Annotated in this window: 12 protein-coding genes; 8 read left to right on the top strand and 4 right to left on the bottom strand. The window is 49.7% G+C overall.

Translation table 11 applies throughout. The features are described from left to right. Positions 1-139 precede the first annotated feature (139 nt). Positions 140-961 (bottom strand): helix-turn-helix domain-containing protein, encoded by an 822-nt coding sequence (locus LIZ66_RS10235; protein WP_006859270.1) that lies wholly within the window; start codon positions 959-961, stop codon positions 140-142. A 535-nt stretch (positions 962-1,496) separates the two neighbouring features. Between LIZ66_RS10235 and LIZ66_RS10230 the strand changes: the two genes are divergently transcribed. The 3 genes from LIZ66_RS10230 to LIZ66_RS10220 are packed head-to-tail and all read left to right on the top strand — an operon-like array spanning position 1,497 to position 2,314. Beyond that, a complete protein-coding gene (locus LIZ66_RS10230; protein ID WP_033118356.1) occupies positions 1,497-1,682 on the top strand; it encodes a hypothetical protein in 186 nt (61 codons plus the stop codon). Continuing rightward, positions 1,683-2,015, top strand: a complete 333-nt coding sequence (locus LIZ66_RS10225; protein ID WP_006859272.1) for a hypothetical protein — start codon at positions 1,683-1,685, stop codon at positions 2,013-2,015. Beyond that, complete coding sequence (locus LIZ66_RS10220; protein ID WP_006859273.1) at positions 2,012-2,314, top strand: DUF3847 domain-containing protein; 303 nt, start codon at positions 2,012-2,014, stop codon at positions 2,312-2,314. The genes LIZ66_RS10225 and LIZ66_RS10220 overlap by 4 nt, the downstream gene beginning before the upstream one ends. Before the next feature lie 543 nt (positions 2,315-2,857). On the opposite strand, the gene LIZ66_RS10215 is transcribed toward LIZ66_RS10220, so the two are convergent. From LIZ66_RS10215 to LIZ66_RS20350, 3 genes are read right to left on the bottom strand one after another with little or no spacing between them, the layout of a single operon-like run. Continuing rightward, on the bottom strand, positions 2,858-4,009 hold the full coding sequence (locus tag LIZ66_RS10215) for an IS91 family transposase (RefSeq protein ID WP_227200775.1): 1,152 nt from the start codon (positions 4,007-4,009) through the stop codon (positions 2,858-2,860). Then, entirely contained in the window at positions 4,002-4,697 is a 696-nt protein-coding gene (locus tag LIZ66_RS10210; RefSeq protein WP_330663591.1) for a tyrosine-type recombinase/integrase, read from the bottom strand. The genes LIZ66_RS10215 and LIZ66_RS10210 overlap by 8 nt, the downstream gene beginning before the upstream one ends. Continuing rightward, entirely contained in the window at positions 4,670-4,852 is a 183-nt protein-coding gene (locus LIZ66_RS20350) for a phage integrase N-terminal SAM-like domain-containing protein (protein ID WP_330663590.1), read from the bottom strand. The genes LIZ66_RS10210 and LIZ66_RS20350 overlap by 28 nt, the downstream gene beginning before the upstream one ends. A 289-nt stretch (positions 4,853-5,141) precedes the next feature. Between LIZ66_RS20350 and LIZ66_RS10205 the strand changes: the two genes are divergently transcribed. From LIZ66_RS10205 to LIZ66_RS10185, 5 genes are all read left to right on the top strand, one after another. Continuing rightward, the gene (locus LIZ66_RS10205) at positions 5,142-5,444 is read left to right on the top strand and encodes a TfoX/Sxy family protein (RefSeq protein ID WP_161213471.1); all 303 of its coding nucleotides are present in this window, start codon (positions 5,142-5,144) and stop codon (positions 5,442-5,444) included. A gap of 189 nt (positions 5,445-5,633) precedes the next feature. Then, positions 5,634-7,223: a MobQ family relaxase gene (mobQ, locus tag LIZ66_RS10200; protein WP_161213472.1), complete on the top strand. Its 1,590-nt coding sequence runs from the start codon at positions 5,634-5,636 to the stop codon at positions 7,221-7,223. 63 nt (positions 7,224-7,286) lie between these two features. Continuing rightward, positions 7,287-7,922 (top strand): CHC2 zinc finger domain-containing protein, encoded by a 636-nt coding sequence (locus LIZ66_RS10195; RefSeq protein WP_161213473.1) that lies wholly within the window; start codon positions 7,287-7,289, stop codon positions 7,920-7,922. Then, positions 7,891-9,228, top strand: coding sequence for a virulence-associated E family protein (locus LIZ66_RS10190; protein ID WP_173793987.1), 1,338 nt, complete (start codon positions 7,891-7,893; stop codon positions 9,226-9,228). The genes LIZ66_RS10195 and LIZ66_RS10190 overlap by 32 nt, the downstream gene beginning before the upstream one ends. Before the next feature lie 241 nt (positions 9,229-9,469). Beyond that, positions 9,470-9,667, top strand: coding sequence for a hypothetical protein (locus LIZ66_RS10185; protein ID WP_015544974.1), 198 nt, complete (start codon positions 9,470-9,472; stop codon positions 9,665-9,667). Positions 9,668-9,671 lie beyond the last annotated feature (4 nt).

The raw sequence follows: 9,671 nt of genomic DNA, 5'->3' as shown, positions 1-9,671 counted from the left end.
GATATTCCTGCGATACTTTAGCTCTAAACTCAGGTGAATGTTTTGATTTTGGCATGAAAAATACCTCCAAAGTAACAGATTTTTATATTTAATCTGTCTACTTTAGAGGTATCATATCAAAATCCTACAACGGCTGTTTTTATTTCCACGGCCTGCGCCGGAAGTTCATACCAGACTGTTTTATCAGCGGGGATTTCTTGAACAGCTTTTTCAAAAGGCTTCGTTCCTCTTGTGAGAGCCGCTTGTATTTGAGCCGGAACGCCTTGCAGAATATCTCCGTGAATTGCTGAACCCTGTCCCCCGGAGATTGCATGGCCTTTTGTACTTCCCGTATAAGTTCATCGGCAGGCGTGGTATCCGGCGCACTTTCGCTGTCATTTTCGTGCGCCTTGCGTATATCATGGAGAATGACGTCCCATGTTTTGTGCGTCACATGGCAGAAAAAATCTTCTTCCTCTATCTGACAGGCTTCCAACACTTTGATTGCCCGGTCTGCCGCAGCTTCGGGGTGTTCTTCCAGTACCATAGCCCGTAAAGCAGCCAGTGAGCTGTTTGTGTCATGGAAGTGCATGGTTGCTATCCCGTCCACATAGATTTCTGCGTCTGCCAGCAATTCCTTAAATTTTTCATGGGAGATAATCTCACACAGCAGCCGGTTATTGAAGCGTTCACTTTTCAGCAGTTCCACGACTTCATCACTCAAATGTAATTCTTCTATCGGGGTGTTTTCATATCTCCGATTATTGGTAAGGCCGAGCAGATAGTCAACCGACACCTGATAGAAGTCTGCCAGCTTCAACAGGCTGCCGTGGTTAATTTCCTTGTATTCGTCGTTGTCGTTTTCATAACTGCCGAGGGCTGATTTTGAAATGCCGGTTTCCTGTGCCAGTTCTTCCAGATTCAAGCCCCGTTCCACCCGTAAATCTTTCAGGCGTTCCTGTACGGAAATGCGGGTTTTCATAAACACATCGCTCCTTCCTGCGGCTGGCTGCCGCTGTTATTCCTTATTATACCATATACCGTTCCGAAATCGTGGAATTTTTCGATTTTGGGGCGGTTTTCCTATTTTATGGACATACGGGAAAGGGTTCAAAAATGAGCTATGATTAAGTCAGTTCATCGATGGATTATTTCCAATCGAATGACCGGCCTGATGGGATATGCTCCCCGGCGATGTAGCGCAACGACCTGCGGCAAGGAAATGGAGGAACCTTGACCGCAGCGAGCGTACCAACGGGAACGAAACGCCGCTGTGAGATTCAGGGGCAGGAACGACAGCAGGACAACCCGGCAGAACTGATACCAAAACGCTACCCAAACACGACAAATCGGCGGGGTGTAGTCTGCCCCGTCCGTAATACTATGGGGCATTTCAAAGCGGCTCTATGGCCGTATTTTCCTTGAAAATCGCCCCGAAACATGACACCAAAAACCTTTATCCGCCTGTTCCCGTTGTTACGGCTGAAATGGGCGGATTTTCTATGATAGGAGGCACTATGCCGAGAATGAGCAAGAAACGGAAGTTGGAGCTTTCCTTCTTCCTCAATGACCGGGGGCGTGTGGCCTACAACGACCTGTGCCGGAAGTGCCAGCATAAGTGCAAGCAGAGTTTCCGGGCTGTCGTGATAGACTGCCCCCATTACCTGTCAAAACGAGCCAAGCGAAAGGAGAAAATCAGTTAAATGGAATTTGAATTTATGAGCGCAGACACGGTTCTGCCGCCTTGTATGCCGCTACCCGCCGCAATGCTTCGGCTGCCGATCAGCAGCACAGCAAAAGTCATGTATGCCCGTCTGCTGAACACCACCCTTACGGCAGGGATAGAGGATAGCAACGGCATTTTGTTTGTCCGTTTTCCTATCATGGAATTAGCGGCAGCCCTCTCCCGCAGCCCCGTCACTGTGAAGCGTTCCCTGAAAGAATTGGAGGACATCGGGCTTATCCTGCGGGTGCGCCGGGGTGTGGGAGAACCAAACCGCATTTACACGCTGCTTCCCAAAGGAGGGCTGCCATGATAAATGAGAAGCTGGAAAAGCTGAATCAGGAGATTGCCAAAGGCGAAGCCAGACTGCGGCGGGCGCAGCATGAAGAAAAAATACTGGAACACCAGGTGAAGCAGCTTACCCGGAAGGAACGGACGCACCGGCTCTGTACCAGAGGAGCTATGCTGGAAAGTTTCCTTTTAAGGCCGGAAGTGCTGACAGACGAGGATGTGATGGACATTCTGAAACAGGCATTTTCTCAAAGTGGCATGAAGGAAATAGTTGCAGAAAGCGTGAAAGGGCGGGTAGCCGGGGAATCCCTTACGGAGTAAGGGCGCAACTATACACCGGTCGAGCCGGTGCGTTGCGCCCTGCCGGGGGCTTCCTGCGGAAAGCGGATGATTTCCAGCACACTTGCGGTTGCTTCCAATCATCACAGGGGACGCTATGCTTCCCCTGCGCTGGCTGCGCCAGCTACCCTTTTGTGGACTTGCCGCCCGGAAACACCTTGCACTGCAAGATGTTCCCGTCCGACAAGTTTTACAAAATCCAGCTATACATTTCCGGATAAATGAAATATAATGAAGTCAGTGACAAATTCTTTAGGTTAGAATCGATGATGGAGTAAACGAAAAAGCAGTTTTGACATTCCAGTGAACTGCCCCTTCGTTTACACCATTTTCGATTTGACCTCATTGAACAAAGTGAGCGTCCGGGTAGTCATTACCTATGGACTTTCAATCTTTTGTACTTACCTGTGATTATACAGGATTTTCTGTGCAGAAGCTACAGAAATCAAGTATTTTCAGATAAATAGGTACGACAACAAAACCTCAAGCTTTGAGGCTTTAGAAAATGTATGAAAGAATAAGCTTTTAACCTCTTTGTGGTATTCGAAGCTGTGGTTTTCCAAGATGCCCGCCACAGGATTTACACACACAAATGTTTATCTCATAAAGCTGTTTTAATATTTCTGGTATCTCCTTACCTCGAAGCTTCGAGAGATACTTTTGGCATCCAAGGAGATTCCGGCATAAAGTCAGTTTCTTGTGTTTGCTACGGGAACAAAGAAGTCCGTAATGCCGAATCCTGACAAAACGTTTTGGCGGTACGTGCATCAGAAACCGTCGTATAAATTCAACACCGGAAAGAGTCAGTTCTTTCCATTGTCCTTTGTTCCGGTAATCCTTTACAGAAAAAGTAACGTTTTCATCGTCCATACAGATGATGCGGTGATTGCTGATGGCAATCCTATGGGTATACTTTCCAAGGTAGTCAATCACAGACTGTGCGCCGTTAAAAGTTTTCTTACAATAAGGAATCCATTCCGCATCATAACAGAAATCAATCAGTTCTTTGAACACATAATGGTTACTGTATTTTTCGGCAGTTCCATGAAACTTAAGTTGATTCGTATTCCAGAGATTTTTCAACTCATCCATATATTTTCCACGAAAGACTTTGGAGATAGCCCATATAGGAAGAAAAAACTCAGTACCGTTGTCTTTCCATTCGTTTTTGGATGTCAGACCACCGCCGAGCAGTATTGTATGGATATGGGGATGAAAGTTCATTTCAGATCCCCATGTATGCAGGATGCAGATATAGCCGACAGCAGCACCAAGGTGCTTTGGGTCAGCAGTCAGTTCACTGATTGTAGCAGAAGCTGCATGATACAGGGTGTCATATAACAGTTTCTGATTATTGTAAATGATTGGATTCAGAATGTCAGGAACTGTAAATACCAAGTGGAAGTAGGGTGCATCAAGCACATCCTCTTTGCGGGCATCCATCCACATTTCCTTTGGAACAGCCTGACACATGGGACAACAACGGTTGCGGCAGGAATTATAGTGAATCTGAACAGCACCACAGTCTTCACATACACTGACGTTTGCACCATAGGCTCCGGTTTTGCAGTTCAAGATGTTCCGGGCAACTTTTGCCTGTTCCGGAGAAGGAGAATACTTTTCAAGGTATGCCGAATAAAAACACCGGAAAATATCCTGGACGGTGGGCTTATTCATAATCAGCACCTTCTTTCCTGTCAAAGGGACTTTGGATTCCCATGAGGGATTTGTTGCTGACATGAAGATAAACTTCCGTGGATTTTGGGTCACGGTGTCCAAGCAGTGCCTGAATATTCTGCCGTTCTACTCCCTGCTCCATCAGATGAGTTGCAAAGCTATGACGGAGACAGTGTGGAGTTGCTTTCTTTGGAAGTTCAGCATCGGATACTGCCCGTCGCATCACTTGCTCCAGTGTACTGACTGTCAGGTAATTACCAGTAAATTTATTAGGAAACAGGATCCCACGGGGACGTCCTTTCTCAAACCAGTATTGCGTAAGGATATCCAGACACCGTTTAGAAAGAATTGTATAGCGATCCATCCTGTTCTTCGTATCTCGGACATGGATCTGCATATTTGAACGGGAAATATCATCATAATGAAGGTGGATCACTTCAGAAACCCGCATCCCGGAAGAATACATCGTTGCAAACATGGCTCTATATTTGATATCATCAACAGCTTCTAATAGACGGTCTATTTCATCAACAGTCAGTACGGTCGGAAGCTTATGTTCTAGGATCATACGTGGAACTGTAATGTCATCCCAAAGGATATGCAGGACATTTCGATAGAAAAAACGGATGGCAGAATTGTAAAGATTCAGAGTTGTGGCTTTCAGTCCTTCCTCTTTTTTTGCAAGCAAAAAGCCCTGACATCCTGACAGGTAAGTTCTTTGGGATTCTTATTCTGATATTTCAGAAAGTAAGAAACATAGTTTTTATAGCAGTTGATGGAACGCTCTTTGAGGTTACGGATTTTTCCGGCTTCCTCAAGCTGTTCTAAATATTTTTCATACATAATAAAATCCTCCATATAAAATCAGTAGTTATCCGGAACACTGCTTTATATGGAGGTGCATTTTGGTCATAAAACCGCTTGCCAACCAAGCGGAAGGGTGGTATTCTTTTCATAGGCAGTGGGAAGGTCGATCCTGTTTGATTGTTATTTTGTGGTGATTTAACAATACTACTTTTAGGACTTGCTTTCCACTGTTTTTTATTATAGAAAACAGAAAATCGCTATGCCACAGCCTTGGCAGGCCATCGCGCAGCGATTTTGTTCAATTCCTTTTTGTGGAGGTGTTCGAATGGCTTATGAATTAGAAAATATAGTCCGAGAGTGGATGGATCATCTTAAAGGCTTGAATGTAGAAGTGAAAAAGATGTTTGGCTGCTATTGCCTGTACTGTGATGGACAGGCGGTCGGATGGATTCACAATAGTGTTATGAGCTTGCGAGAAGTCGGACTGGATTATTTGCCGAAAGACATAAAAAGGCCGACCAAGGAAGATAAAATCCAAGAGTTGGTAATTCCCTTGGATTATGCAAATGCTGATTGGCTTCCGAAAGCGGTTCAAGATACGGCTGCTATACGAAAAAGGAATGGATGACTTTCGGCTTGATTAACTGGAAAACTTTCACTTTGTCTGACTGATAAACCACCGAAAAATGAATACCCGCCGTCCACTGGCGGCACCACCGAGCAGGAAATCAGAAACGGTTTCCTGCTTTTCTTTTGCCCAAAATGAGGTGGCAAACCACCACCCCATCCAATCACCCACAGGAAGGAGGAAGCCGTTATGCTCTGTCCCCACCATGATATAAAAATCGTTCAGCGCAGCAACCGCCAGTCAGCCGTAGCCGCCGCAGCTTATCAGAGCGGCGAACGGTTGTTTTCCGAGTACGACCAGAAGCAGAAATACTATGCAGAGAAACGAGGGATCGTCCACACAGAAATCATGCTGCCGCCCCACGCCCCGCCGGAGTACGCAGACCGCAACACCTTGTGGAACGCCGCCGAAGCCGTAGAAAAACAATGGAACTCCCAGCTTGCCCGAAGGATCGTACTTGCCATACCGAGGGAAATCCCCCGGTCACAGCACGCCGGCCTGATCCGGGACTATTGCCGGGAGTTTTTTGTTTCCAAAGGCATGATTGCCGATTTTGCCATTCACGACAAGGGGGACGGGAATCCCCATGCCCACATCCTGCTGACCATCCGGGCAATGGACGAAACCGGGAAATGGCTTCCCAAGAGCCGGAAGGTTTATGACCTTGACGAGAACGGCGAGCGTATCCGGCTCCCGTCCGGGAACTGGAAAAGCCACAAGGAGGACACCGTGGACTGGAACGACCAGAAGTACGGCGAGATATGGCGGCAAGGCTGGGCGGCTACGGCAAACCGCTATCTGGAAGCCAATGACCGCCCGGAGCGCCTTGACCTTCGTTCCTATGAGCGACAGGGGCTTGATAAAATCCCCACTGTCCACATGGGGCCAGCGGTCAGCCAGATGGAGAAAAGAGGGATACAGACCAACATCGGCAACTTGAACCGGGACATTACCGCCGCCAACCGGCTCATGCAGTCGATCCGTCAGATGGTGCGCCACCTGAAAGGCTGGATTGCAGACCTGAAGGAGAAAAAGGCCACCCTGCTGGAAGCCTTGCAGGAAGCGAAGGAACCCACCCTGCCGGAGCTGCTGGGCCAATATCTGGATTTGCGCCGGGAGGAGCGCACCGGCTGGACGAGCAAAGGCCAGCTCAAAGGCACTGTGAACGACTTCAACAAGGTTATGGTCGCCATCCGCTATCTGCGGGAAAAGGAGCTGTCCACCGTGGAGAGTTTGGACGCCTATCTGGATACCGTCAGCGGACAGGCCGTTTCCATCCGGGCAGAGATGAAGCCGAAGGAAAAACGCATGAAGGAGGTCGACACCATGCTTTCCCATATCGCCAACTTTGAAGCCCACAAGCCGGTTCATGCGGAATATGCCGCTATTCGGTTTAAGAAACCAAAGGAACAGTTTGCAGCCGCCCATCGGGACGAGCTGGACGCCTACAATGCCGCTGTCCGCTATTTCAAGGTGCATTTGGAGGGAACCAAGTACAGCACCAAAAAGCTGAATGAGGAACGGACGCAGCTTGCCGGAGAGGTGGCCGAGTATAAGGAACGCCTGTCAGCGGTGCAGGAGGATGTGAAGATTCTCCGGGATGTGCGCCACTGGCTCAATCAGGTGCTTCCGTCCGAGCAGTACCGCCAGACCGCCGAGCCGGGCAAGAAACCATCCATCCAGCAGGCAGTCAAAGGCCGGGCACAGCGTATCCGGGAGGAACAGGCCGAGAAACGCCAGCAATCCCGCACAGAGAAAAAACAGGATATGGAACTTTAACAGGCGCTTGCCATTTTCTTTTCGAGAATGACAGGCGCTTTTCTTATTTTCAGGAGGATTTAGTTGAATGTATTTGAAGCTGTCAAGCAGTTTGTTACCACCCGGCAGGCTGCCGAGCATTTCGGAATCCGGGTGGGACGAAACGGGATGTGCGTCTGTCCCTTCCATGCCGACAAAAACCCAAGCATGAAGGTTGACCGGCGCTTTCACTGTTTCGGCTGTCAGGCAGACGGGGATGTGATCGACTTTGTTTCCCGTCTGGAAGCTGTCAGCCCAAAGGAAGCCGCCCTTATACTGGCACAGGCGTTTTCCATCCCCTATGAGGACAAGGAGCCGTCCAGCCACAGGAAACCACCGCAGGAAACCCCGGAACAGCGGTTCCGCCGTATGGAGCGTTACTGCTTCCGGGTGCTGTGCGATTACCGAAACCTGCTGCGCCGCTGGAAACGGGACTATGCCCCCAAGACACCAGACGAGGATTTCCACCCGCTGTTTGTGGAAGCCCTGCAAAAGCAGGACTATGTGGACTATCTGCTGGATGTGCTGCTCTCCCCGGATATGGAGGAACGGGCAGCCTTTATCATCGACTGTGGAAAGGAAGTGAGCAATCTTGAAAGACGAATGGCAGAGCTTGCCGCCGGAGATACGGCAGGCCGCAGAACAGACCATGCAAGAAGCACCGCCACCCCGGAGCGTTGAGGAAGTCAAAGCCATGCTGGAAAGCACCGAGAAAGGCGGCGTCCGCAACAGTATCCGCAACTGCCTGACCGTCTTTCAGAATGACCCGCTGCTTTCCGGGGCAATCGCCAAAAATCTGCTGACCGAGCGCACCGACATCATCAAGCCCATCGGATACCACCGTACCGGCACCGCCATCACGGACACGGATATGAATTATCTGCTCCTGTATCTGGAAGAAACTTATGGACTGACCAGCGAAAAGAAGATTGCCGCCGCCATCGGGATCGTTGCCAACGAAAACGGCTATCACCCCATCCGGGACTACCTGAACGGCCTGACCTGGGACGGAACCGAGCGTATCCGTACCTGTCTGCACCACTTTTTAGGAGCCGACAGCGACCAGTACACCTATGAAGCCCTGCGGCTGTTCCTGCTGGGAGCCATCCACCGGGCATTTCATCCCGGCTGCAAGTTTGAGGTCATGCTCTGTCTGGTGGGCGGTCAGGGAGCCGGAAAATCCACCTTTTTCCGGCTGCTGGCCGTGAAAGACGAGTGGTTTTCCGATGACCTTCGCAAGCTGGACGATGACAATGTGTACCGCAAGCTGCAAGGCCATTGGATTATCGAGATGTCGGAGATGATCGCCACCGCAAACGCCAAGAGCATTGAGGAAATCAAGTCTTTTTTGAGCCGACAGAAGGAGGTCTATAAAATCCCATACGAAACCCACCCGGAGGACAGACTGCGGCAATGCGTGTTCGGAGGAACTTCCAACGCCCTGGACTTCCTGCCCCTTGACCGTTCCGGCAACCGGCGCTTTCTGCCAGTCATGGTGTACCCGGAACAGGCGGAAGTTCATATTTTGGACGATGAAGCCGCTTCCAGAGCCTACATGGAGCAGCTATGGGCGGAAGCCATGACCATTTACCGCAGCGGGGATTTTAAGCTGTCTTTCAGCCCCGAAATGGCGCGTTATCTCAAAGAGCACCAGCGGGATTTTATGCCGGAGGACACCAAGGCCGGGATGATCCAAGCCTACCTTGACCGCTATACCGGCAGCATGGTGTGTTCCAAGCAGCTTTTCAGGGAAGCCCTCAACCACCCCTTTGACGAGCCGAAGCAATGGGAAATCCGGGAGGTCAACGACATTATGAACCACTGTGTCACAGGCTGGCACTACTTTTCCAATCCCCGGATGTTCCCCGAATACGGCAGGCAGAAAGGCTGGGAGCGTGAAGCCCCGGCAACGGATACCAGCAACGGAGCCGAAAAAATCCCGGAGGGATTTGTGGAGGTCACAGAGCAGATGGAGCTTCCTTTCTGAAAATCCCGCCCCGTTGCCGACTTTGTTGCACTCCCGTTGCCGGGCTGGTTGCCGGGGAAAGCCCCGTAACTGCGGGCTTTTTCCCCTATCAGCAACCAAAGCAACAGAAAAATAAAAGAAAATATAAATTGTAACCAAACCGCCAGACAGAGATGGTTTTGAGGTTTTTTGAAGCCCGTTGCCGGACTTCGTTGCCGACCTTCTCCTTGTCTGGCTATTCTATTATGGAGGATAACTGCCTATGGCAAAAACGAAAACAGAGATTCATGTTACCACAGTTTTTGACGGCGAGCTGGACGCAGCGGATGTCTTTGTGAGCCTGATTGCCCAAAAATATGGGCAGAATACCGGCAAGGATAATCTTGCGAAAACACAAGATTTAGGATATAATAAAGACGAGGTTCAGAAAAACCGTGTTCCGTCTGGATTGTGCGGGTAAACGG

This window comes from Blautia faecis, from assembly GCF_020554845.1.
GTDB classification, from domain to species: Bacteria; Bacillota; Clostridia; order Lachnospirales; family Lachnospiraceae; genus Blautia_A; species Blautia_A faecis.
This window is presented reverse-complemented; position numbering and strand designations above follow the sequence as displayed.

Bases quoted from the DNA above. Each gene is read 5' to 3' on its own strand.
- LIZ66_RS10235 (WP_006859270.1), bottom strand. From the start codon at position 961: ATGAAAACCCGCATTTCCGTACAGGAACGCCTGAAAGATTTACGGGTG.
- LIZ66_RS10230 (WP_033118356.1), top strand. From the start codon at position 1,497: ATGCCGAGAATGAGCAAGAAACGGAAGTTGGAGCTTTCCTTCTTCCTC.
- LIZ66_RS10225 (WP_006859272.1), top strand. From the start codon at position 1,683: ATGGAATTTGAATTTATGAGCGCAGACACGGTTCTGCCGCCTTGTATG.
- LIZ66_RS10220 (WP_006859273.1), top strand. From the start codon at position 2,012: ATGATAAATGAGAAGCTGGAAAAGCTGAATCAGGAGATTGCCAAAGGC.
- LIZ66_RS10215 (WP_227200775.1), bottom strand. From the start codon at position 4,009: ATGAATAAGCCCACCGTCCAGGATATTTTCCGGTGTTTTTATTCGGCA.
- LIZ66_RS20350 (WP_330663590.1), bottom strand. From the start codon at position 4,852: ATGTATGAAAAATATTTAGAACAGCTTGAGGAAGCCGGAAAAATCCGT.
- LIZ66_RS10205 (WP_161213471.1), top strand. From the start codon at position 5,142: ATGGCTTATGAATTAGAAAATATAGTCCGAGAGTGGATGGATCATCTT.
- mobQ (WP_161213472.1), top strand. From the start codon at position 5,634: ATGCTCTGTCCCCACCATGATATAAAAATCGTTCAGCGCAGCAACCGC.
- LIZ66_RS10190 (WP_173793987.1), top strand. From the start codon at position 7,891: ATGCAAGAAGCACCGCCACCCCGGAGCGTTGAGGAAGTCAAAGCCATG.
- LIZ66_RS10185 (WP_015544974.1), top strand. From the start codon at position 9,470: ATGGCAAAAACGAAAACAGAGATTCATGTTACCACAGTTTTTGACGGC.